At 52.1% G+C, this 21,503-nt stretch carries 23 protein-coding genes, 5 tRNA genes and 1 riboswitch; of the genes, 6 read left to right on the top strand and 22 right to left on the bottom strand.

The window, feature by feature from the left end:
• The first annotated feature begins 22 nt into the window (after window positions 1-22).
• Entirely contained in the window at window positions 23-139 is a 117-nt protein-coding gene (locus AC0YOA_RS28865; RefSeq protein ID WP_475789565.1) for an IS3 family transposase, read from the top strand.
• Between the two features lie 65 nt (window positions 140-204).
• Here the strand turns inward: AC0YOA_RS28865 and AC0YOA_RS28860 are convergent, their stop codons facing one another.
• The 7 genes from AC0YOA_RS28860 to AC0YOA_RS28830 all read right to left on the bottom strand — a co-directional run bounded on the left by AC0YOA_RS28860 (window position 205) and on the right by AC0YOA_RS28830 (window position 1,818).
• Window positions 205-585 carry a hypothetical protein gene (locus AC0YOA_RS28860; RefSeq protein ID WP_475789554.1) on the bottom strand — a complete coding sequence of 127 codons (381 nt, stop codon included), beginning with the start codon at window positions 583-585 and terminating at the stop codon, window positions 205-207.
• A gap of 101 nt (window positions 586-686) precedes the next feature.
• Window positions 687-771 (bottom strand) — tRNA-Leu (locus tag AC0YOA_RS28855).
• 36 nt (window positions 772-807) lie between these two features.
• Window positions 808-883, bottom strand: a tRNA-Lys gene (locus AC0YOA_RS28850).
• Between the two features lie 3 nt (window positions 884-886).
• Window positions 887-961: transfer RNA gene (locus tag AC0YOA_RS28845), tRNA-Glu, on the bottom strand.
• Window positions 962-1,132: 171 nt separating this feature from the next.
• Window positions 1,133-1,223: transfer RNA gene (locus AC0YOA_RS28840), tRNA-Ser, on the bottom strand.
• Window positions 1,224-1,233: 10 nt separating this feature from the next.
• Window positions 1,234-1,309: transfer RNA gene (locus AC0YOA_RS28835), tRNA-Asn, on the bottom strand.
• A 29-nt stretch (window positions 1,310-1,338) separates the two neighbouring features.
• Window positions 1,339-1,818, bottom strand: a complete 480-nt coding sequence (locus AC0YOA_RS28830; protein WP_210038314.1) for a SprT family protein — start codon at window positions 1,816-1,818, stop codon at window positions 1,339-1,341.
• A gap of 112 nt (window positions 1,819-1,930) precedes the next feature.
• Between AC0YOA_RS28830 and AC0YOA_RS28825 the strand changes: the two genes are divergently transcribed.
• Together AC0YOA_RS28825 and cmpA are read left to right on the top strand one after the other, a co-directional pair.
• Window positions 1,931-2,284, top strand: coding sequence for a hydrolase/acyltransferase (locus tag AC0YOA_RS28825; protein WP_475789553.1), 354 nt, complete (start codon window positions 1,931-1,933; stop codon window positions 2,282-2,284).
• A 105-nt stretch (window positions 2,285-2,389) separates the two neighbouring features.
• On the top strand, window positions 2,390-2,539 hold the full coding sequence (cmpA, locus tag AC0YOA_RS28820) for a cortex morphogenetic protein CmpA (RefSeq protein ID WP_475789552.1): 150 nt from the start codon (window positions 2,390-2,392) through the stop codon (window positions 2,537-2,539).
• Between the two features lie 163 nt (window positions 2,540-2,702).
• Here the strand turns inward: cmpA and AC0YOA_RS28815 are convergent, their stop codons facing one another.
• The 4 genes from AC0YOA_RS28815 to uptA all read right to left on the bottom strand — a co-directional run bounded on the left by AC0YOA_RS28815 (window position 2,703) and on the right by uptA (window position 7,006).
• A complete protein-coding gene (locus AC0YOA_RS28815; protein WP_475789564.1) occupies window positions 2,703-4,907 on the bottom strand; it encodes a Tex family protein in 2,205 nt (734 codons plus the stop codon).
• A gap of 111 nt (window positions 4,908-5,018) precedes the next feature.
• Window positions 5,019-5,648: an MBL fold metallo-hydrolase gene (locus tag AC0YOA_RS28810; protein ID WP_475768925.1), complete on the bottom strand. Its 630-nt coding sequence runs from the start codon at window positions 5,646-5,648 to the stop codon at window positions 5,019-5,021.
• A 1-nt stretch (window position 5,649) separates the two neighbouring features.
• Window positions 5,650-6,216, bottom strand: a complete 567-nt coding sequence (locus AC0YOA_RS28805; RefSeq protein ID WP_475789551.1) for a thioredoxin family protein — start codon at window positions 6,214-6,216, stop codon at window positions 5,650-5,652.
• A 172-nt stretch (window positions 6,217-6,388) separates the two neighbouring features.
• Entirely contained in the window at window positions 6,389-7,006 is a 618-nt protein-coding gene (gene uptA, locus AC0YOA_RS28800; RefSeq protein ID WP_210038309.1) for an undecaprenyl phosphate transporter UptA, read from the bottom strand.
• Window positions 7,007-7,171: 165 nt separating this feature from the next.
• On the opposite strand from uptA, the gene AC0YOA_RS28795 reads away from it, so the two are divergent.
• On the top strand, window positions 7,172-7,618 hold the full coding sequence (locus AC0YOA_RS28795; RefSeq protein WP_210038308.1) for a cupredoxin domain-containing protein: 447 nt from the start codon (window positions 7,172-7,174) through the stop codon (window positions 7,616-7,618).
• Window positions 7,619-7,680: 62 nt separating this feature from the next.
• A complete protein-coding gene (locus AC0YOA_RS28790) occupies window positions 7,681-7,992 on the top strand; it encodes a dehydrogenase (protein WP_210038307.1) in 312 nt (103 codons plus the stop codon).
• A gap of 174 nt (window positions 7,993-8,166) precedes the next feature.
• Here AC0YOA_RS28790 and AC0YOA_RS28785 read toward each other — a convergent pair whose 3' ends face one another.
• From AC0YOA_RS28785 to yyaC, 9 genes are all read right to left on the bottom strand, one after another.
• Window positions 8,167-8,523, bottom strand: coding sequence for a hypothetical protein (locus AC0YOA_RS28785; protein WP_475789550.1), 357 nt, complete (start codon window positions 8,521-8,523; stop codon window positions 8,167-8,169).
• Window positions 8,524-8,597: 74 nt separating this feature from the next.
• Window positions 8,598-10,805, bottom strand: a complete 2,208-nt coding sequence (locus AC0YOA_RS28780) for an O-antigen ligase family protein (RefSeq protein ID WP_475789549.1) — start codon at window positions 10,803-10,805, stop codon at window positions 8,598-8,600.
• A 197-nt stretch (window positions 10,806-11,002) separates the two neighbouring features.
• Window positions 11,003-11,722, bottom strand: a complete 720-nt coding sequence (locus AC0YOA_RS28775) for a PilZ domain-containing protein (protein ID WP_475789548.1) — start codon at window positions 11,720-11,722, stop codon at window positions 11,003-11,005.
• Window positions 11,723-11,859: 137 nt separating this feature from the next.
• Window positions 11,860-11,952: riboswitch (cyclic di-GMP riboswitch) on the bottom strand.
• Between the two features lie 27 nt (window positions 11,953-11,979).
• Window positions 11,980-13,062 carry an HD-GYP domain-containing protein gene (locus tag AC0YOA_RS28770; RefSeq protein WP_475789547.1) on the bottom strand — a complete coding sequence of 361 codons (1,083 nt, stop codon included), beginning with the start codon at window positions 13,060-13,062 and terminating at the stop codon, window positions 11,980-11,982.
• Window positions 13,063-13,550: 488 nt separating this feature from the next.
• Window positions 13,551-15,206, bottom strand: coding sequence for a histidine kinase N-terminal 7TM domain-containing diguanylate cyclase (locus AC0YOA_RS28765; RefSeq protein WP_475789563.1), 1,656 nt, complete (start codon window positions 15,204-15,206; stop codon window positions 13,551-13,553).
• A 132-nt stretch (window positions 15,207-15,338) separates the two neighbouring features.
• A complete protein-coding gene (locus AC0YOA_RS28760) occupies window positions 15,339-16,520 on the bottom strand; it encodes a class I SAM-dependent methyltransferase (RefSeq protein ID WP_475789546.1) in 1,182 nt (393 codons plus the stop codon).
• A gap of 6 nt (window positions 16,521-16,526) precedes the next feature.
• On the bottom strand, window positions 16,527-17,192 hold the full coding sequence (locus AC0YOA_RS28755; protein ID WP_475789545.1) for a DUF6483 family protein: 666 nt from the start codon (window positions 17,190-17,192) through the stop codon (window positions 16,527-16,529).
• Between the two features lie 28 nt (window positions 17,193-17,220).
• Window positions 17,221-18,063 (bottom strand): alpha/beta fold hydrolase, encoded by an 843-nt coding sequence (locus AC0YOA_RS28750; RefSeq protein WP_475789544.1) that lies wholly within the window; start codon window positions 18,061-18,063, stop codon window positions 17,221-17,223.
• A 54-nt stretch (window positions 18,064-18,117) separates the two neighbouring features.
• On the bottom strand, window positions 18,118-18,708 hold the full coding sequence (yyaC, locus tag AC0YOA_RS28745; RefSeq protein ID WP_475789543.1) for a spore protease YyaC: 591 nt from the start codon (window positions 18,706-18,708) through the stop codon (window positions 18,118-18,120).
• 192 nt (window positions 18,709-18,900) lie between these two features.
• Between yyaC and AC0YOA_RS28740 the strand changes: the two genes are divergently transcribed.
• Window positions 18,901-19,128: a DUF1128 domain-containing protein gene (locus AC0YOA_RS28740; RefSeq protein WP_475789542.1), complete on the top strand. Its 228-nt coding sequence runs from the start codon at window positions 18,901-18,903 to the stop codon at window positions 19,126-19,128.
• A 91-nt stretch (window positions 19,129-19,219) separates the two neighbouring features.
• On the opposite strand, the gene AC0YOA_RS28735 is transcribed toward AC0YOA_RS28740, so the two are convergent.
• Window positions 19,220-19,696, bottom strand: a complete 477-nt coding sequence (locus tag AC0YOA_RS28735; protein ID WP_210038297.1) for a hypothetical protein — start codon at window positions 19,694-19,696, stop codon at window positions 19,220-19,222.
• A gap of 226 nt (window positions 19,697-19,922) precedes the next feature.
• A complete protein-coding gene (locus tag AC0YOA_RS28730; protein WP_475789541.1) occupies window positions 19,923-21,500 on the bottom strand; it encodes a UDP-glucose--hexose-1-phosphate uridylyltransferase in 1,578 nt (525 codons plus the stop codon).
• Window positions 21,501-21,503: the final 3 nt, after the last annotated feature.

Genomic DNA, 21,503 nt, shown 5'->3' with positions numbered 1-21,503 from the left:
CTATCCCTATGATATACGAACCATGGTCGAAGCACAAAGAAGAATTGAGGCGTTCATTCGTTTTTATAACGAAGAACGGATTCAATTAAAATTAAACAAACTGACGCCGGTAGAGTACCGACGCCAGCTCATAGCCTAGGGCTTTTTTCATTGTCTACAAATTTGGGGCTTGACCACAGAGAGCCAGCGGGGTTTTGTTTTTGATTAACTCTCTTCTGGTAAATCATACTCATCAATATTAAACGCCACTATTTGATTAAAAATGACGTACTCTGTATCGGTCTTGAAAGGACCCATATTCCACGATTTGTTAAATCCGTATCGTGCCGGTCCGCTACCTGCATCTTTTGCATCGTACCAGGCAAGGAACGTATCTAATTCATTTGTTGAGAGATCATATTCTTTTTCATTTCCATTTGTCATGGTGATCGTAAGGATCGCTCTATCGGCATCCTGATCATCAGGATCATCTGTACCAGGATCAGAGGAGCCTGTAGAGTCATAAGGTAAAAATCCTTCAGGAATCGGATACGAAAAGTTAGTTGCGCCAGATGAAAATTCAGAAGAAATTATTTCCGTCAACAATCCGTCAACAACTCCCCTGGAGCAGAGTAATACAAATTTCACACAATAAAGAAAAATAAAAAAAACCCTCGATTACCAAGGGTTTTTGGGAAGTGTAAGGTTGGTGCGGTCGGCGGGATTTGAACCCGCACGCCTTGTGAGCGCCACCCCCTCAAGATGGTGTGTCTGCCGTTCCACCACGACCGCGGAGTGATATGCAATTGTGTAACATATCAGATAAAATGGTGAGCCATGAAGGACTCGAACCTTCGACACCCTGATTAAAAGTCAGGTGCTCTACCAACTGAGCTAATGGCTCGAATGGTGACCCGTAGGGGAATCGAACCCCTGTTACCTCCGTGAAAGGGAGGTGTCTTAACCGCTTGACCAACGGGCCATAAAATGTTACTCAGATGTGCCTCTTTCAGACGACAAGAGTTAGTATAACCAATTTCAATTCCGCTTGCAAGTACTTTTTTTAAAGAATTTACAACTGACTTTCAGCCGATTTCGCCTTGAGGCAAACAAAAAGGACCGGCTTACGGCCCATGCTTGTCTTCATAAAATATGGCGGAGAGAGAGGGATTCGAACCCTCGCACCACTTGCGCAGTCTAACCCCTTAGCAGAGGGTCCCCTTGAGCCACTTGGGTATCTCTCCAGAAAAGAAATGGCTCCCCGAACAGGACTCGAACCTGTGACAACTCGATTAACAGTCGAGTGCTCTACCAACTGAGCTATCAGGGAAAGTGTTTTTGGTGACAAGAAATAATGTATCATGATTCAATTTTGAAGTCAAGCATAAAAATTAATAAATTCCCCCTGCATTTTCCACAGGCATATTTCCGGGGGTCCACTTTCCTTTTCCGCAAATATTCCATGCCGCAGCTGCGGCAGATCAGCTTATACCGGTACGGCTCCACCCGCTTGTCCGCGCGGCTGGGAAGCGACTTGCAGTATCGGGTCCCCCCAACCTTCACCAGCAGCTGCTTGAAGTCGGCGTCCCGGTGCTTGTACCCCCGCTTCAGCAAATGCAGATGATAGTGGCACAGCTCATGCTTGATTATTTTCTCCGTCTCTTCCGTCCCGTAGTTCTCCAATTGATGCGGACTGATTTCGATATGGTGGGTTTTGGTGAAGTACCTCCCGCCGGTCGATGTCAGACGCGGATTGAACGTTGCCTTGTGCCGGAACGGAAGCTGAAAATACTGGAGGGAGATTTTCTCGACCCATGCTTGAAGTATATGATCTTCCATCACTCTTCTCCTTCAACATTTATTGCATATTCATACTTGAATTTTAAAGGACGAATACGCTACACTGTCAAGTAGTATTCACCTGCTGCATTCGAGGGGAGAGCATAATTCAATGGCACAGATGCGTTATATTATAATGAAAAATGGACAAGATGTCTCGTTTGTGGAAATGCCGCAATCGCATGCCTACCAGCTCAGCGCGCTAAATCTGCGCCTGCACAAGGAAATCGACAAGCTGACCGCCAGCAATGTTCCCGCCTTGCCGCTGGCAATTGCCGAATGCGATGAATTGGAGCTTCACGATCAATCGCTCGACGTGCATTCCGGCCTGGACTATATAAATGCTTTGGAGAGCGATTTTTCCTCCATCCAGGAAAAGTCCTACCCCCTGATCTCCCTCCTCACGGAAATACGCGCTCTGCAGGCACAGCTGGAGCAGTGGTATGAGGAGGAAGCTGACGTCTAACCTCCCGTATTCATGCAGTTTGGATTGGACCTGCACGGATAATCGCCTACCCCCATATGCTAGTTACTACAACAAGTGACGGCTTTGGAAGGAGGGCGAATGACTGTGCCGCAATGGTTATGCAACCAATTGATGCGTGCTTTCGTGAAGAAGGACAGACGGCAGATCCGTCTGCTTAACGATTGCTGGTATTTCTACCGGACCAAGCAGCAGCCGGATGACAGTACGGCAAACGATATGGCGACAGATGTATAGCATTATCGTGAAGAAAGCGGCCGGCTATAGGCAAGCAGCAGCCATGCTCTAGAACAGGATGAAACAGCTTTCGTATCCACTGGTATCCATGAAAAAGGGTGTTATCTTCCGGCAGTGACTCGTGACTGCTTGAAGATAACACCCTTTCTATTGCCGCCTTGAGCTAATCCGGCTTGCGCATGGTCAGGCTTACGCGGCCTTTTTTCTGATCAACGCCGATGACCCACACGGTGACCGTATCGCCAACGGAAACGACATCCATGGGATGCTTCACGAATTTGTGGCTAAGCTGCGAAATATGGACGAGCCCGTCGTTCTTGATCCCGATATCGACGAAGGCTCCAAAGTCGATAACATTCCGAACGGTTCCGTGCAGTTCCATTCCCGAATGCAAATCCTCGATGCTCAGAACGTCAGTATGGAATATCGGAGCGGGAAGCTCCTCCCTTGGGTCTCTTCCTGGTCTCAAGAGGCTGTCTACAATGTCTCTGAGCGTCGGAACGCCTACTCCCAGGGTTTGAGCTACCCCCTCAGTCTCAATGGCCTTTAAAGACGCTTTAAACGCGTCGGAGCCCAAATCCTCAAGCTTCAGACCAAGCGTCCGGCATAATTTGTCGACAACCGCGTACGATTCGGGATGAATCGGGGTACGGTCAAGCAGATTGGCGCTCTCGGGCACCCGGATGAAGCCGATGCACTGCTCGTAGGTTTTGGCGCCCAGCCGCGGAACGCTCTGCAGTGTCCTGCGGTCGCTGAATTTTCCTTTTTCCTCGCGGAATTTAACGATATTCTTCGCTGTAGTGGCATTGATCCCGGCCACGTAGGACAGCAGCGAAGGCGAGGCGGTGTTCACATCGACGCCGACATGGTTGACCGCGGATTCCACCACGCCCCCGAGCGTCTCCTCAAGCCGCTTCTGGCTCACATCATGCTGATACTGCCCGACGCCGATGGCCTTGGGCTCAATTTTCACAAGCTCGGCCAGCGGGTCCTGAAGACGTCTGGCAATCGACACCGCGCTGCGCTCCGCCACATCCAGATCCGGAAACTCGGAAGCAGCCAGCTTGGAAGCCGAATATACGCTTGCGCCCGCTTCATTGACGATTATGTATTTCAACTCCAGTTCCTTGTCTCTGCCGGCTTCCTTGCGCTTGCCGATCAATCCCGCTATGAACTGCTCGGTCTCGCGGGAAGCCGTCCCGTTGCCGATGACGATAAGCTCGACCTTGTAGGTATCGATTAATCCCCCGATCAGCTTCTCCGCTTCTGCTACCTTGTTGTGCGGGGCGGTCGGATAGGCAACGGCCACTTCGAGCAGCTTGCCGGTCTCATCCACAACCGCAAGCTTGCAGCCTGTCCGGAAAGCAGGGTCGACGCCAAGCACGACATTTCCCCTTACAGGAGGCTGCAGCAGCAAATTGCGCAGATTGGTGGAGAAAATCTGGATCGCATGCTCCTCCGCCTTCTCCGTTAATTCGCCACGGACTTCACGCTCGATCGATGGCGCAATCAGCCTTTTATAAGCATCCTGAATCGTTTGCAGAAGCAAACCGCCAATTGCAGGGATTGTCCCTCCGCGGATGGTTTGACGGTCGATATAATCAATAATCCGCTCCGCCGGCACGTCCAGCGACACGCGCAGCACATCCTCGCGCTCCGCCCGGTTGATGGCAAGCGTGCGATGCGGGGGAAGCCGCTTCAAGGGCTCCTGATAGGCATAATACATTTCATAAACCGTCTCCTGCGAAGTATCCTTCGCTTCCGTACGCACTACACCGTTGTCAAAAGTGAACCTGCGCACCCATGCACGGATTTTGGCATCGTCGGCAAGCTGCTCCGCGATAATATCCATCGCTCCCTGAAGAGCCTCCTCCGGGGTCGATACGCCCTTCTCGGCATTAACATAACGCTCAGCTTCGCGGCTTGGATCCCCCTGGCGCGGCTGTGACAGCAGCCAGACGGCAAGCGGCTCAAGACCGCGCTCCTTGGCGACGCTTGCGCGGGTCTTGCGCTTTTGCCGGTACGGCCGGTACAAATCCTCAATCTCCTGCAGCTTGACGGACGCCACAATGGCGCTGCGCAGCTCATCCGTTAACTTCCCCTGCTCGTCGATCAGCCGGATTACCTCACGCTTGCGCACCTCAAGGTTGCGCATATACTGCAGCTTCTCCTCGATGGAGCGCAGCTCCGTCTCATCCAGCTCGCCGGTCATTTCCTTGCGGTAGCGGGCAATAAAGGGAATCGTATTGCCTTCATCCAGCAAATTCACAGCCGCCTTCACCTTGCTGCCCGGCAGACTGAGCTCTGCGGTAATCCGTTTCAGAATTCGTTCCTGCTCGGCCGCCTGCTCTTCTTTGGTCACCTCCACCCTGGCGCCCGGCTCCTGCTCCAATTCCTGCTGACTTGCATACTGCTTTGCTTCTGCCACTTTACACTTCCTCCATCCTTTATAACAGGGCATAACCCTTACTGCGCGGCTCTAGGCCGGCACGTAAGGGTTATTTTCCATTTCATATCCGATTGTCGTCCGCTCTCCGTGACCGGGATAGACGCGCACATTCGGATCAAGCTTATACAATTTGCCGCGGATGGAATCGTATAAATCCCTCTCTCGGCCACCCGGCAGGTCTGTTCGTCCCACTGATTTGCGGAAGAGCACATCGCCGCTGATCAGATGCTCCCCGCACAGCAGGCTGACGCTTCCCGGCGAATGTCCAGGCGTGTGCATGACCAGAAACGTATGGCCGATCAGCTCCAGCTTCTGCCCCTGCGCCAGCGCGTACTCAGCCGGATCGGTGACAAGCGGCGGAGTGACATCGGACCAGCGCTCGGAGCCGTTCTTGCGCGCATCCGTCAGCCAGTCCGCTTCCAGATCGTGCAGATATACCGGACAGCCGGCTGCTTTGCGCACCGCATCAACGCCGCCCATATGGTCGAAATGCGCGTGCGTCAGCACGATCGCTTCGATTGTCAGGTCCTTGATGCGCGTGAGCAGCCGCTGCGGGTTCATGCCAGGATCTATAATAATGCCGCGTTTGCCGGTCTCCTCTGTAATCAGGTAAGCGTTTGTCTGCAGGGGACCAAGCGTAAAAGTCTCAATCTTCAGCATCTTAGAAAGAAGCGAGAAGCTGGCGCAGCTCTTGTACGATTGTTTGTTGGTACCCTGTGCCTTCACCGTAGCGGCGGCCCATCTCCTGGCGGGCAAGGCTCAGATTCGCCTGATAATCAGCAGCGTCCCGGTCCGTATTCGCCTGTTTGAACGCAATCATTGCTTCTTGCACATGAGCTGGACGCGGTCCCCACTGACCAAGCACATGACCGCCGGTATCGGCAAAAATGACAACAGGAATGGAGCGGCCGCCCATGGTCAGAAACTCATCCATCGTATCCAGATGCTGTTCCATCACGAGCACTTCGACCGGGATTCCGGAGTTCTCAAGAGCCTTGAACACAACGGGCACGTTACGGACCACATCGCCGCACCAGTCTGCCATCAGGATCAGGCAGCGCAAATCATCACGATTGTTCAGCGATTCAAAAAACTCCCGGTCTTCGTCGCCCGCCCATTGAAACTTGCTGCCCCAATCCAGAAAGGCCTCTTTGTTCTTCTCCATTGAATCGATGAACTGCTGCGGACTGATCCCCGTATTGAGCTTGCTTGCTACACTTTTAGCCATGATGAAAAACCTCCCAAAGAGTTTTTAGTGAACCGGCTTGAATTCACTTCTTGCGAGCTAAAAACTCACATTGAAAGCATAAGCTGAGTTTTTAGTGGTACACGGCCAACACATTAATCCGCTTTCTTAACCAGCAGCCTAATTATACCAAACCGGCATGCCAAACTACAAACTAAACGGACTTGCCGCGTCCTTTCAGCACCTTAACCATCACATAAATAACCAGGACCGCAAGGGCGATCAGAAGTGCCGGCTGGACATAAGGGGCAGCTTTCTCATCAATGTTCTCCCACTGGTCGCCCAGCTTCCAGCCCAGATACACAAACAGAAGCGACCATGGAATCGAAGCAAGTGCCGTCAGCAGCGTAAACAGCCAGAAATTCATCCTCGCCATTCCGGCCGGAATGGAAATAGCTTGACGCATAATGGGGACGAATCTTGCGGTGAACACAATTCCGGACCCGTATTTGTTAAACCACCCTTCCGCGGTATCCAGATGCTTGGGTTTGATTTTTATGTATTTGCCGTATTTCTCGAAGAAAGGACGTCCGGCGTACCGGCCAATCGCATACAGAATCCACTGCTGCACAATAGCGCCAATGACGCCAAAAATAACGGCCCCAAGAAACGTAATCTGATGTCCGCCAGCATCCGATACCAAATAACCGCCGTAAGCAAGCACAATTTCACTCGGAATAACTTCAATTGCAAGACCAATGACGATACCAAAATAACCTAAACCTTGAATCCATTGAAGCATTGAATCAATGAAATTGTGAATCCAGTCCATTCCTCGTCTCCTATCGTCTCCCGATTTGGCAGGCCAATTATCTTTCTATCGGTATTCTAGCATACTTCCAGACATGCCTCCAGCGCCCTGAGTCATGCTCTGACAAGCCCTGGCATAGACTAGCTGTAATCCTATTACACGAATTAAAGGGGGTGAATGTTTCATATGTCCAAGATTTATGTGGTCAGCAAAAAGCAGATCCGCCTGTTCGCCGTTCTGCTGCTCGTCCTCTTTATCGCGGCAGCTTGTCTCAAATGGAATCAATCCAGAGCCGCTTTGGCCGCGCAGCCGGAGCCCCGGGTCTTTGAACTGGTAACAGGGGAGTTTGAGTCCACAACGGGTGAAGGCAAGAAAATAGAAGTATACCGCTGGGATCCCGGCACCATTATCGTGAATAAAGGCGATCACGTTGAGCTGCGCATCACCGGTATCAACGGGGCCTCGCATCCTTTTGTCATCGAAGGGCTTGGCATTAAAGGCGAGGTTACACAAGGAAAAACGACGGTGGTCCGTTTCGCCGCGGAAGCCAAGGGCACTTATCCGATTATATGCCTCACACACACCACCTTGGTGCACGGGGGTCCGATGGTTGGCTATATCGTCATTCAATAATGGCGTGTGACAGGTCATACCGGGCATGCATATATAGGGGGTAGAGAGGAGTCGATTATTCGATGAAATCGTCTACCCCGGGCAACCAGGCCGGTTATCCGACCGCCCGCAAAATCAGGCGCGCCTGCGAGAATGAACTCTATCGCACAGTCAAAAGACTCGGCGTCTGGATATCCAAGGAACGCATCGAGCAAGCGGAAAAGATCTATTTCAAAAAAGTCGCGCTCAATCTGCCCTGGATTCACGAGAATGCCAGCAACCGTAAGATCCTCGCCGACTGGTGGGACGACAACGTCAGCGCCGAAATCGCGGAGCTGTGGGAGATTCCCCCTGCTAAGCTGAAAGCCGCTTTCCGCGATGCCTTCGGCGGCTGAGCTTCTCGTATTATGCTGCAGATAAGGCGGCGGCTTTATAATCTTTGGAGCAAAGGCGATAGCTTTCGAGGAACATCGTAAACATCTGTCTAAATTAAATTCTGCAAAAAAAAGAAGCTGCCCTGGAGTCTTCGGAAGACTTGGGGCAGCCTCTTTGCTGCGTATGGCTGGACCTTAGCCAATAACGGCAAAGGTTTCAACCCGGGCGGGAATCGTGCGGACGCGGAACAGCAGCCCGATCGGACTAAACACTTGAAGCGTGTAGCTCACATTTGTCAGCGTGTTGATGTTATTGAATCGAACGACCCCAAAGCGGTCGAAGGCTGCCGTGGAAACAATCCGGTTGTTGCGGATCAATCGCGCAAAGAATCCGGTCGTATTGAAAGGCACGCCGCTGCCCTGAACCCAGACAACCGTCAGCCGGTTGAAGATTGGTCCTGTTGCTTGAGCCAGACCTTTGGGCATTGCCAAGCGCACGATTTTCCCCTTGCCCGATCTTTTCATTTTCGGTTTGACGCGTACTGCGGCCATTTGCCGATCACTCCCATCCGTTCTTACTCCAGCTTATGCTGCTGCAGCTTAAGGGAATGGGCTAATGCACTCTATCACGCGTTTATCTTTTCTGTCTCCGGACTGCTCATCTTTGTCTGTGCAGCGGTTCTGGCCAGGGCGAGCTCACTTAGCAGCAGCCGTGTGTCTTCCGCTGCCTTCCGCGATTCCGCAGTGACTTCGAAATCCCGCCCTCCCCGTCTGGCTGCGGCTCCTTGGGATTCAAAAGCCTCGAAGAAAGCCAGGGCTGTAGCTGCGGCAAGGCGGGAATCGTCAAGCTGGCCCCCGGCCTGCTTATACCGGGCCAATCGGGCCATCGTCATAATCGCCCCTGTCTGGTTATCCCGATCGTAATGATCATATTGCAGGGCCAGGCGCAGATAGGCTGCTGCTTGTTTCACGTTCCCCAGCCTGGCATGGCAGAGACCAAGGGCGCTGAGCAGCGGTACGGACTGCGGTTCATAGCGCAGGCCGGCCTCCAGCTGTCTTGCGCCGGTAAGCGGCGGTACGAGCAGCGAAAGCTCTACACGAATCCTGCTCCAATAGGGATTGGCCGCCAAAGCCCGTTCCAGCAGCGCAGTCTGCTCATTCCCTGCAGCCGAAGCAGCCGCCTCGCGATACGCCACAGCCTTGTCAAACTGCCAGCTGTATGCGGAAGCAAAAGCAAAAACGGCAGCGGTCAGCAGGGCTGCTGTGAATTGGAATCCAGCCTGCCGCTTCGCAGCTGCCCTTTTGCCGAGGGATACCGATCTTGGCGGAAGCTGCCCGGAGCTTGGAGAAGCAGATAACGATTGCCCGCTCTGCACGGCCCCCGGGTACGGACTGTAGTAGACGAGCCAGCTAAACAGAAGCAGCCAATAGTAACCGAAGGACATGTCAAAATCGACGGCAGCATGAACCAGCAGTACGCCGACAGGGAGGATTCCTGCCCGATCATGCCTCCAAACTATCCGCAGCAGCCCGTACATCATGAAAGCAAATACGATTAATCCGACAATTCCAAGATCAAGCAGCAGATCCAAATAACCGCTGTGCACTTCGTTGCCAATATACGGGTAGGTTTGGATTCGGGTAAACAGAATCCGCCAGGTATCCCCGCCCTGACCCAGGAGAGGCGCCTCCAGAAATAGGCTCCATGCATCCTTGTAAAACATCGTACGCGCGCCTGCGGTTTGAAAATGGCCGCTGCTGATCCGGCCTTGAATCACTGCCGGCAGGAGAAGCGCCATAATCAGACAGGCTGCCCCCAACCCGGCCCACGCGGCAATCTCAAGCTGTCTTCCGGACAGGCCGGCAAATACCGTGCGAAGTGCGGTGAAGCCCGCTGCAGATGCCATCAGGATGGCAAGCAGCCCAAGCGTTTCCCCCATGTGGCCAACGCCTTCATGACTGCCTTGCAGACCTGCGGCAAAGACAATACGATAGGCTGCCCCCGCTCCAACAAGCGTCCAGCCGCTGTAAACCAGCCATTTGACCCGCTGCTCCCGGGTCAGGAGCAGCAGTCCGGCAAGCCATCCCGCAGCCGTTGTAAGCCAGGCTGCCCTGGATTCCGTAAGCAGCAGCACGAGCACCAGCGGCGCGGCCATCATGACGGCAAGCAAGAAAGTCCGATAACGGCCTTCACGTATCATGAGAAGCCAGTTCCACAACAAATAAGCTCCCGAGACGGCTCCGAGGAAATTCGGATATTGAACGAAGCCGGCCAGCCGGGCACCGATTGCGGATAAACTGGAATCCCCTGTACTCATGATCATCTCCGGAACGTCTATCCAGCCGAGCCATCCGGCAAGCGCGCCGCCAATGAGGAACAAGCCAGAACCCTGAAGCGCCCCGAACAGCCAGCTCCGGAATGGGCCGATTCTCAGCCACAGATACCCGGATATGAGGAAAGCCCCATAAGCCGACCATCTGAGCACCTGCTGCAGAGTTCCATGTACGGAAGCCGGTTTGTTGATCAGACTCAAACCAAACAAAAGCGCAATAAGCAGCGGCGTATAAGCCGCCAGCGGCACCGAGACCCGCACAGGCTCTTCTCCAGGCCCTTTATTTTTTTTCAACATGAAATATTCACGGATCCCTCTACTGCTGCCTCTTATCCTTCGTCTCTGCATACGAGCCGTAATAAACAAGGACAAAACGGTTGAAGCCATAAGCATCCATTCCCATCTGTAAAAGGATGCGTCAAAAAACATTCCATTCCGGTATGCGGACCAAATCAGCAGGCCGGTAAACATCAGCCCGGCGGCACCAACAACGACTGGCATTTGAATCCCCTCTTCAATCTCTCTTTATAATTGTTCGATATATCTAAATTTTCTAAATATTGTAACATGTTTTAAGATGATTTGAAAATCAGATGTCGTGGAGCTGCTGCCTGAAGCAGCAAGAAGAGTTTATTTTCTTAACTTTGAACAAAAAAAAAGGCGCTCCGCGATTGCCGCGGTGCACCTGTTGTTTATAGTTAATGAGTCCGATTGTCACTGGCCTTTTCCTGTTTCCTGCGATAATAGGCTGCGACCTGCTCCCTCAGGATAAAGGCCCGCAGCGCTCGCTGCTGCAGCCCGTCCAGATCGCAAAAGCGCGCACCATAGAAGGATTGGGCTCCATCGCTGTCATAGCGTATGATCTCCAGCCAGCATGGCAGCTCAAAGCCTAGAAACAACACGGCTTCCAGACGCTCATTCGTCTTGAGCCTCGGCCCCTCGGCAACAATGAATCCCAACCCGGATAAGCTTATATTTCGTATGGCCAGTTCCATATCTTCAATAAATTCGAAGTTTTCCGGCCCTGTTGACAATTCTCTTGTTTCAATAATCACTTTCTTCATGGTGCCCTTATGGTCAATCTGAACACGGGGAGACTCCCGTTTCTCTTCCAGTCCGCTCAAGGCCCGGACAGGAAATATAACTGCGATAGATCCTTCCGCCTTGCCGATGACCGTCGACTGCAGACGTTGTATCCCCACCGGAGAGTAGATTGTCATCTCCACCGGATTGCCGAGATCAAATGACTTGTATTCCGTCATTTCAATCTCCATCATCTCGCCCTCAATATGGCTCAAAATCCCCGTTGAGACATATCCTTCTTTCTCGACTACGGTCCGGCTGTGGATTAATACCTTATCTGAGTAAGTTTGCTTTGCTTTCGTGTATAATTCCTTGCTGCGGGCATTCGTGCTCATAAGTACCATCTCCTTAGTGTGCAATCGCCTGGCCGAGTCTTGAGACTTTGATAAGGGATTGCCTGTTCAAGGAAATGAAAAAAGCCGTTCCTCTGCCTCGGAGCCGCTTGACTTGCACCCTGCTGAAGGGTGTTCATTTCGGCAGCCAGGCTGTCAGTCGCTCCTTTTCAAGAACCTTAGACCCTTTAGCTTTGCGTCCTTGCCTTTCGGCAAGTTTGCCATTATCGGATATATATGAAGTTAGGTACAGGCTATTGTTACATTTCTTCCACGATCATGATACTGTGCGAATCCTTAAGGTCAACCTGATAGGGCTGGGCAGGAGGTGTGCCGTCCGCCTCGCGAAGGATCCGTACGATCGGGCGGTTGACCGCAAGCGGATTATTCAGAGCCACAACCGCAATCTGGCCCGAGCTGAGCAGTACCGTTGTCGATACCGGATAAATGGATATATGCTTGCAAAAGGTTTGGATCAAATCAAGATCGAAGAAAGTGTTCCCGGCCGCGAATAAAAACTCGATGGCTTCCGTCGGCGTATGACGCTTGCGGTGCGGCCTCGGCGAGGTCAACGCGTCATAAACATCGGCCAATGCCACAATCTGCGCATATTCATGAATGGCATCCCCCTTCAGCCCACGCGGATAACCCGATCCATTGTACCGCTCGTGATGCTGAAGAGCACAATGCGCGGACAACAGGGAAATATCGTGCTGGGCGCGGATAATATTGAAGCCATCCTCCGTATGCTTCTCCATCAGGACCCGCTCTTCAGGGGTCAGCGGGGAGGTCTTGTTCAGAAGATCCTTGGGCAATCTTGTCATCCCGATATCGAACAGAAGCGCTCCCATGCCTAATTCCTCAAGCTGGTTGCGGTTGTAGCCCTTAGCCAGTCCCATTATGCCTGACAGTATAGCCACATTCACAGAATGCTGGAACAGATAGCCATCCGCCACTTGAATATTCGTCAAGCTGACCATAACGTCGGCCCGCGCAACCAGATCCTGCATGATCTGGCCAAACACATTTCGGAACGTCCGGCCCATCTCCGGTGCAATGGTTCTGCCCTTGGTCATAGGATGGTCCTTCAGCGTGGTCATGGTTTTGAATACAGCATCGTGGGCTTTTCTGCGCGTATCGTCGCGGATCGCTGTTTCCGGCTCCAGATCCTCGGTAAACGGATCTTCAACGAACAGCATATCGACTCCCAGCATCTTCAGGCGATTGATAAACCGTTCATTCAGCTCGACACCGACACCCAGAAGAATGTTGCCATTTTCCTGCAGGATCGGGCGAGCCAATTTATCTCCAGGCTTCGCCGAAAGTATATGTACTTTTCTCATCTGAGCATTCCCGCCTTTAGTCCGGTTGCATATTTGATCAAGCTTGCATCGCTGCCAGTTCGGCAGCACGCAGTTTGTATAATTGCTTATCGGCGTATATCCTGTTGTCTGCGATTTGCACAAGCATATTCAAGTCGCTCCCGTGGTCGGGAAAGTTGACGCTTCCGACAGAGACGAAAGAGCCTCAATCCTGTCGATAGGGTAAGCTTGTGCAGTTGTTCATGAGCTGGCGAATGACAGCTTCAATCAGTTTATCATCTGAATCAGGACAAATCATTATAAATTCGTCCACGGCTCATCAGGCGGTCATGCTTTGTCCAGAAAGCATGCCCGCCGCCGGAAGGGTAAAAGCGGCTTATGCCGCTGCGTTTGTCTAGATTGGCACCACCTCGCCCGACATGCCGGCAGACCATGCGCACAGCCCTGTGTCAGCACAACCGCCCTGCAGCAAAAATGCCCTACACAGCACATGCGGCCGTAAGCCATGTCTAATACTGAACAATCCGGTTGCGGCCGTTCTCCTTCGCTTCGTAAAGCGCCTTGTCCACCTTGACGAACAGCTCGCGCAGATAAGACTTGCTATCCTTCAATTCAGTATCCGGCTGCGGCTCAACGGCAAGCATGCCTATGCTGATTGTAATGGAAACAGGAGCGTTCCCGACTCCGGTATCGACAAAGTTATGCTCAACAACCGACCGTACGCGGTGCGCCAGCTCTTCCGCCTGCTGCCTGGTGGTGTGGGGCAAGTAGACCGTGAACTCCTCCCCGCCGTAGCGGGCGAAAATATCCGTTTGTCTGAGCGTACTGCGGACCACGTCCGCCGTCAACTTGAGAACATCATCGCCGACCATATGACCGTATGCGTCGTTGATCGTCTTGAACAGATCGATATCAAACAACAGGATCGCATAAGGAATCTGATAGCGCATGTTGACCATGACCTCATGCTCCAGCTGCTGCATCAGATATCTCCGGTTGTAGCAGCCCGTCAAGCCATCGATAATGGCCATTTGCTCCAGCTTCCGGTTGGCCTGGTACAATTCATCCTGCATAAGAAGCAGCGCACGGTTTCTCTCCTGCAGCGCTTCATTCTGACGGTTGGTTTCTTCAATAAGCCTTCTCAGCTCTGTATGGTCCTGCAGCGTGATCACTCTTCCAATGATTTGCTGTTTAACAACAATAGGCGCGACATGTAAGGCAATATAGGCCATTCTGCCTTCCTCCGGCACTTCGATCTCGGTATGAACGCGCTCTTCAGGATGCAGACGGTACATCTCCAGAAAAGCTTCGGTCCTCTCACGGTCTTCCACTGACTGCAGAAGCTTGTCCATATCGAGCCTTGTACCGACTGAAAGCTGGAAAACGGGACTCACCACGCTGTTGAGATCAATCACAACATTCTGCTCGTCCAGCACAATAATACCGACAGACAGTGTATCGGCAACATCTTTTTGAGCGATATTCACGATATCGAACATACGGTGCTTTTGAATGGAGAATACAAAATAAATATCCGCAATTACAATTCCGAGCGACGTCAAGCCCGGGATGACGGGAAGCCATTTTGCAAGCACAACATTAAGCAATAGATCTAGCAGGGTAAAGCAGACAAAAACGCCAATACCGGTCAGGGCATTTGCAATCTGCGCACGGTCCGATGGCGGCGCGTCCGATTGGTAAGCACGGGTCAATAGCTTCATCGAGTACATAAAATAGGAAATCAGCATAACGATCATCAACCAGAATATCAAGCCGTACTGCCGGTCGTCATAACGTCCGTCAACGGCAGCAATGAACCAGTCATTTGGATTCCAGATAATCCCGACCACTACAAATACAGACGGAATCAGCATCATCAGAAGCACGTAGGGTCTGGGCGCGAATCCGTGATTCGTCAAATATTTGGTGAAGAGCAGCCATCCAAAGCCTAGCATGGACAAGCCGACAAACGAGACATTGATGCATATGAGCTGAAGATGAGGGTTGTCTGTCGTGTGGACTGCGATTTGGCCAAGCGGCCAAATCATCATGGAGAAGTGGAAAAACAAATATACTCTATGCAGTTGAGTGATAACGTTGTTGGCGATTACATAGACAAATAAGATGAAAAGCACGACAAAAAAAACAAAATCAAGCCATGTCATCAGTCCCACTATTATTCACCCAATCATAAGATTATTATGAAAAATGGCCCGGGACCTGCCACGCTCTCCCATTCTACCATAATCTACATTTATACGACAATAAATTAGTGCCCCAGTACGATGAGAGTCTATTTATGTCTCCAGCTCCTTATGAATCCGGGGCAATAGCGCCCTCTCCAGGTAGGGTGACAGCTGGAGCATGTCCCGGAATGTTTCATATTCGCGCCACTTCTTCGCAGAATCCGATTTGGGACCTGCAGCGGCACGAATTAACATGTTTTTGGGCGTATGCTCCGGATCAATGAATTCCAGCATCTGCACCTTGTATCCCAGAACCTCCAAAAGCTGGGCACGAACGGCATCTGTGGCAAGTGCTGTGAACCGTTCCTTCAGCAAGCCATGGGACAACAAGGGGGCCAGGGCATCATTCTTCACCTGTTTGAACAGCTCATGCTGGCAGCATGGGACGCTGAGAATAACCGAGGCTCCCCATTCCACGGCCTTGACAAGCGCCGCATCGGTAGCCGTATCGCAGGCATGCAGGGTAACCACCATATCAACCGCCGTCTGGTCGTTATACTCCGCGATATCGCCAACCTGAAAATGCAGCCGGTCATACCCGAGCTTGTGCGCAAGCCCGGAGCAGAAGGCGATTACATCCTCCTTCAAATCGAGCCCCACCACCGAAATCCGGCGCTGCTGCCGGATCGCCAGCAAGTGGTAGAGGGCGAACGTCAAATAGGATTTGCCGCAGCCAAAATCAACGATTTTGATCTCCCTATCCGCGGGCAAAGACGGCAAAACATCGCTCACCATCTCCAAAAACCGGTTGATTTGACGGAACTTGTCCTGCTTCTTCGGAATAACCTGCCCATCCCGGGTCATGATGCCCAGCTCCACGAGGAAAGGCGCGGCATCTCCCTCCCGGACAACCCGCTGCTTGGTCCGGTTATGGTCCATCCGTTCCTGACCGGCCTTGGCCGTCGGGGGCTTGACCAGCTTCGCCGCTTTCCCCTTCTTGTTGAACAGCACTTGAACATCGGCTCCGGCGGTCTTGAACAGCGCCTGGCGGTAATGCTGCTCCAGCCACTCGCCCATCCGCTTCGCAGCTTCCTCCCGGGGCACATTATCATGCGTGACCTTGGAAGGAAAGTGATATTCAAACTGATAAAAAAGCGCGCCTTTCAGTTCAATGGGACGCACTGTCGTCTTCTGCGGGGCAGTCCCGTCCTTGCGGCGCAGCTGGCTGTATGAAGCCTGTAGCAGCTCTCCGTTTTCTACCCATTTGACCAGATCTTCCTGCCAATTATCCATGACTTTCTATTCAGCTCCTAAACCAACTTCTCGATTCATGACCGATCTTTGTCCATCCTGTACCTCGTCACGCGGCAATCCGCCTGCCTCCAGCAGCTCATCCGGAAGCAGCAGCAGTCTTTGATAGAAAGACAAAGCTTCCTCCGCAGACAAAGCGCCATCCTCCAGCAGCTCATACATCATGTTCTCCGCCTGATCATATCGTTTGTCCGCATCATGCCACTCATATATCAGCGCTTTCGTTTCCTCCGGCAATTCGTAGGCGTCAAGCTTGGGAAGAAGCTCCAACGCTTCTTCAGAAGGCGTCCGCGGCATCGGAGGCGAGTCCAGCAGCGACAGGCGCATAAAGAGCTGCAGCGCTTTAAGCCTTACGGGATAGCTCTTCTCCGGAAGCCCCTGTTCGTCGTATATATCCGCTTCTTCCTTCATCAATAGAGCAATAGCATGCAGGTTCGCCGTCTCTACAACCCCGTTGGTCGTCATGATGCGGAGCAGATCCGAATCCGATAAGGATCGGATCAGCCTGCCGTTGAGCCGAAACTGCTTGTCGAGCATATCGTCGATGATCAGCAGCGCTTCCTCCGGCTTGCCTTCTCTGCGCAGACCCATCACCTGCCTGGCGACATCCGTCATTTGTTCAATCATCCGCATAAAAAAATCCCTTTGAAACATGGCTGGCCACTCTCCTCTATATTAAGGCTTACAGCGTAGATACAAAGCGGATAAAAGCGGAGATGCGGTCTCCCATCATATTCGGCTCTTCGATCATTCCCATATGACCGGAATTGCTCAGCAGAACCTGGGAGACACTCGGCCCTTCAGCCGTAAAAGTATTTTCAGTCGGAATGACGCCGTCTTCGGAGCCTGCGATCAGCAAACAGGGGATCGTCATCTGATCCAGCAATTCGCGTTTGTCTTCACGCACCTTCATCCCTCTTGCCGCAGCCGCAGCGCCTGCAGCGGAAGTCGCAGCGCCCACTTCAATCATCTGCAAAATACGGTCGGCCATGGATTCACGATGCTTCGGCGCAAACAGTTTGGGGACGAGTCCCTCAGCAAACGCTCTGATGCCCTCAGTCTGAATGGTTTGCACTGCCTTGTCACGGTTTTGCCTTGCAGCTTCTCCATCCGCCATGGCGGTAGAATGAACCAGGCTGAAGGATTGAAGCATCTCGGCGTGCCGCTCCGCAAAAGCCAAGGATATATAACCGCCCAGAGAGTGTCCGAACAGGCAGATCCGCTTGACCTCCAGTTGTTCCAGGAGCGAGTGCAGATCCCCGGCGAAGTCGTCCATCAGGTAGATGTCCCCGACCGGAGCCGGGCTTTTTCCGTGGCCCCGAAGATCAGGCGCGATAATCCGCCCAAGTCCCGCAAGCTTCGGAATGATAGGCTCCCAGTAGGCCGAGCTGCCGCAAAATCCGTGCAGCAATACGATAGCTGTATCCGCAGGCAGGAGATTCCCCGCTTCTCCTGTATCGTAATAGCCCAGCTTCACGTCTCCCGGCAGGTCAGCGGAATGATTTGCTAATGACAAAGACGCCATGGTAATCCATCCTCTCCGTTATATAGTTGAATGATTTATCTTCATCTGAAAAACTCAGACATAATCTGTCAAAACTGCAGTACCCGCCGATTCCCCGCTCCAGGCGGCATGGATGGCTTCCGCGACAGCGCGGGCCATTCCCATAACCTCGAAAAGCGAGGCCTGCTGAAGGCTCGAATACGGTTTTATACTCATCGGCGCCACAATGCAGCCCAGGCTGTAATCCCCAATGGGAGGCAGGCTTCTTCCGGCTGCCCTGCCGGGCAGCAGAGGACCGCGGGCGATCAAATAATGGCATCGCGGATCCATTGTCCCTAGACACGCATCGATTGCGACAACCGTCCGATGGCTGGGAATATCCGCTACAGCCGCCTCGTAGTGATTGGCGTCGCAGGGATTTTCCAGTGTTCCAATGACAAAAGGCCAGCCTTGTTCGCTCAGCATCGTGCCCACCCATGGACCAAAGGAGTCGCCTGTTGAGCGGTCTGTTCCAATACAGACAAAAACCATCTGGCTGCGAACGGGATGCCGCTTTGCGATGTCCGCAAAAAACTCGGCTGCTCCCCGAATGTCGACCTTGTCCCTGTGCGGCTGTTCCTCATTGAAAGTCTTACGTAATTTGGCACGCTTGACCACGAAAGCCACACCTTACCTTTCCTTGCTTTACCCGGTTTTTCCTGATTATGATCTGCCGCCAAGCTTGTCGAATACCGCGGCAGATACCGGTTCTCTAATTGTACCTAAATCCGGGCGATGCATCAAACGCCCTGTAGCGGTCATTCTGATCTCATGATACAATACGTACAGCCATTATGGTCTTCCGGGAGGAGAGTAGCAATGAGAAACTTGAACGAACCGACGCAAGAAAATGTTGAGTATATGATAGAAACGGTAAAAACGAAGCTGCGGATGGCGTCCGGAGCCGCTATGCAGGCATCCCATTTCAAAATAGACTACTATGAGGATATCAAGGACATTTATGATGTAGTTGCCAGCAAAGACAAGTTCAGCATCAGCGAAGTCGAGGCCCTTGTCTCGGAACTTGGCAGGCTGCGGGGTAAATAACGCAAAATAGAACCATAAAATTACAATTGTCGACATAGTTTTCCAAAAAATAAACCAAAGCCCCTACCTGGCTTCGGTTTATTTTTTATCTTTATTCCCCTCTGTCGAGCGTTTCCTCGTCCGGATGCCGGGAATCATTATCGGCTCTTGATGCTGCTTTTATCGATAAGCTGACCGTAATTTCCTTGTTCTCGCCCTTCAGAAAATGAGCCAGCCTCTCCAGCTTGTCGGCAAGCTCAGGACCGCTCAAGGTCACATTCAGCTCATACCCGAACTGATCCGCCGGCGCGGTTCTATCGATCACCGTATAGACGGGAGGGGCGTACATGTCAGACGGGGTACGCGAGTTCAGCATCTGCTCCGGTGAAAATTTGTCTGATTTGTTAACCACGCGCTCATAAATCCGCAGCTTCTTGAGAAGCATGTAATATTGAGCGGAATGCTTGAAGCCCCAGGCATCTCTGATATCCTTCAAGTTATAATCCAGCTTCCACTGCTTTAATTTCTCTACTTGCTCGTCTGTCGTCAAAGCTAAAAAGTCATCCAATGGCATTATGGATAAAGGCATAAAAAATTTCCCCCTTGTTCAGATAGATGTGCAACTAAATATATTTTCGCCATAAATATTAATTTTCCTTTAAAAATTATAAAAAAATACCATATATTTTTTTATTCTCGAACCTGATAAATATCATCGGTTTCCGGATGTCTCATATAACGAAGAATAACCCGCAAGCCTCAGTTTAGGGGGCTTGCGGGTTACTTTCGAATTTTCTTACCTGCAGGAGGCCGTTTTACCGGGCGGTCAATCCAAGCGACAGCAAAAATGCAGCGAATGCGCGCTGCCCATGATCCGTCCGTTTAAACACGCCCGCGTCAATCAGCACATCCTTGAATTTGCGTCCAACCTCATCGTGCAGGAGGCTCACTGCCTGATCATGGGTCAAGCTGGTGCCATGCTCAGCGATCAGCGCATCGACCCAATGGCTGTGCTTGTCGAGCGAGCCTGTTTCGACTGCAGCTTTATCGTATGAAACACTGCCAGTGAGCAGGCCTGTTATTTCTTCCAGCTCGGATTTGAGCCGGCCTGGAAGGATGGCGAGCCCCATAACCTCAATCAAGCCAATGTTTTCTTTCTTGATATGATGCAATTCCTGATGCGGGTGGAAAATCCCGTCGGGATACGCCTCGCTCGTTCTGTTGTTGCGCAGTACCAGATCCAGCTCATACTGGCCATTATCACGCAATCGCGCAATCGGGGTAATCGTGTTGTGCGGAATCTTCTCTCCGTTGATGTCCGAGAAAGCCAGCACATCCGCGTCCGGATCGCTGTACATTTTCCACGCATCCAATACTCGGCCGGCGGCCTGAAGAACATCCTTCTTGCTGCCGCCATGAATGCGCAGCACCGACATCGGCCAATTCACAATCCCGAAGCTCAGCCCCTCAGCCGAAGGGTCCGCAAACTCGGTCTCCACCTTCGCTGTCTCCATAGGGAATACATGCCTGCCCGCCTGAAAATGATCATGGTTCAAAATGGATCCTCCGACGATCGGCAGGTCGGCATTGGAGCCAATGAAGTAATGGGGAAACGAGTCAACAAAATCCAGCAGCCTTGCGAAGGTTTCACGCGTTATCCGCATCGGTACATGCTTGCTGTTGAAAACGATGCTGTGCTCATTGTAATAGACATATGGGGAATATTGAAAATACCATTCTTCTCCCGTGAGCTCAAGCGGGATAACCCGCAGATTCTGCCGTGCGGGATGGTCGGCGCGCCCGGCATAGCCGATATTCTCCGCGCAAAGCAGGCACTTCGGATATTTGCTTGGCGCTATGGCCTTGAGCATAGCAATTTCCTTCGGATCCTTCTCGGGCTTGGAGAGGTTGACCGTGATCTCGAGCTCGCCATATTCCGTAGTCTGCTTCCAGTATTGATTTTTGCGAATGCGGTCCATCCGGATGTAATTGGAATCGATATTCAACTGATAGAACGTATCGGTAGCCTTGAAGATGCCCTCGCTTTCCGCCTGCCGGCCGAAACGGCCAGCGGTCTCCGCCGGTCTCGACATCAGCAGTCCCATAATTCGCGCATCAAGAAGATCGCGGAATGTGGTCGTGTTATCCGCAATCAGGCCAATTGAAGCCCCGTAGCTGAGCAGCGGCTCCAGCAGCTCGAGCGCACTCTCCAGCTGTTCTTCAGGCACCTCTCCTTCATAGGCTTCGGAGAAGCCAAACAATTCAAGCAGGGCATTGCGTGAATAATAAACATCCAGAGGCTCAATAAGACCGCGCTGCCGGGCAAACTGCACCAATCGTTCAATAAGGAGAAGCGCTTCGCCGCCATCCGGCGTTTGATCATATTCTGTCATTGA

It is taken from the genome of Paenibacillus sp. JT22N12 (assembly GCF_056269365.1).
Note: the sequence above shows the minus strand (reverse complement) of the source record. Positions and strands in the feature narration are given on the sequence as shown.

Excerpts from the sequence above, each read along its gene's own strand:
- AC0YOA_RS28810 (WP_475768925.1), bottom strand. The coding sequence starts at position 5,648 with ATGCTGAAGATTGAGACTTTTACGCTTGGTCCCCTGCAGACAAACGCT.
- AC0YOA_RS28730 (WP_475789541.1), bottom strand. The coding sequence starts at position 21,500 with ATGACAGAATATGATCAAACGCCGGATGGCGGCGAAGCGCTTCTCCTT.
- AC0YOA_RS28785 (WP_475789550.1), bottom strand. The coding sequence starts at position 8,523 with ATGGCCGCAGTACGCGTCAAACCGAAAATGAAAAGATCGGGCAAGGGG.
- AC0YOA_RS28735 (WP_210038297.1), bottom strand. The coding sequence starts at position 19,696 with ATGCCTTTATCCATAATGCCATTGGATGACTTTTTAGCTTTGACGACA.
- AC0YOA_RS28780 (WP_475789549.1), bottom strand. The coding sequence starts at position 10,805 with ATGCCAGTCGTTGTTGGTGCCGCCGGGCTGATGTTTACCGGCCTGCTG.
- AC0YOA_RS28740 (WP_475789542.1), top strand. The coding sequence starts at position 18,901 with ATGAGAAACTTGAACGAACCGACGCAAGAAAATGTTGAGTATATGATA.
- AC0YOA_RS28755 (WP_475789545.1), bottom strand. The coding sequence starts at position 17,192 with ATGTTTCAAAGGGATTTTTTTATGCGGATGATTGAACAAATGACGGAT.
- uptA (WP_210038309.1), bottom strand. The coding sequence starts at position 7,006 with ATGGACTGGATTCACAATTTCATTGATTCAATGCTTCAATGGATTCAA.
- AC0YOA_RS28775 (WP_475789548.1), bottom strand. The coding sequence starts at position 11,722 with ATGAGCACGAATGCCCGCAGCAAGGAATTATACACGAAAGCAAAGCAA.
- AC0YOA_RS28765 (WP_475789563.1), bottom strand. The coding sequence starts at position 15,206 with ATGACATGGCTTGATTTTGTTTTTTTTGTCGTGCTTTTCATCTTATTT.
- AC0YOA_RS28795 (WP_210038308.1), top strand. The coding sequence starts at position 7,172 with ATGTCCAAGATTTATGTGGTCAGCAAAAAGCAGATCCGCCTGTTCGCC.
- AC0YOA_RS28865 (WP_475789565.1), top strand. The coding sequence starts at position 23 with ATGGTCGAAGCACAAAGAAGAATTGAGGCGTTCATTCGTTTTTATAAC.
- AC0YOA_RS28830 (WP_210038314.1), bottom strand. The coding sequence starts at position 1,818 with ATGGAAGATCATATACTTCAAGCATGGGTCGAGAAAATCTCCCTCCAG.
- AC0YOA_RS28770 (WP_475789547.1), bottom strand. The coding sequence starts at position 13,062 with ATGAGAAAAGTACATATACTTTCGGCGAAGCCTGGAGATAAATTGGCT.
- AC0YOA_RS28750 (WP_475789544.1), bottom strand. The coding sequence starts at position 18,063 with ATGGCGTCTTTGTCATTAGCAAATCATTCCGCTGACCTGCCGGGAGAC.
- AC0YOA_RS28790 (WP_210038307.1), top strand. The coding sequence starts at position 7,681 with ATGAAATCGTCTACCCCGGGCAACCAGGCCGGTTATCCGACCGCCCGC.
- AC0YOA_RS28825 (WP_475789553.1), top strand. The coding sequence starts at position 1,931 with ATGGCACAGATGCGTTATATTATAATGAAAAATGGACAAGATGTCTCG.
- AC0YOA_RS28805 (WP_475789551.1), bottom strand. The coding sequence starts at position 6,216 with ATGGCTAAAAGTGTAGCAAGCAAGCTCAATACGGGGATCAGTCCGCAG.
- AC0YOA_RS28760 (WP_475789546.1), bottom strand. The coding sequence starts at position 16,520 with ATGGATAATTGGCAGGAAGATCTGGTCAAATGGGTAGAAAACGGAGAG.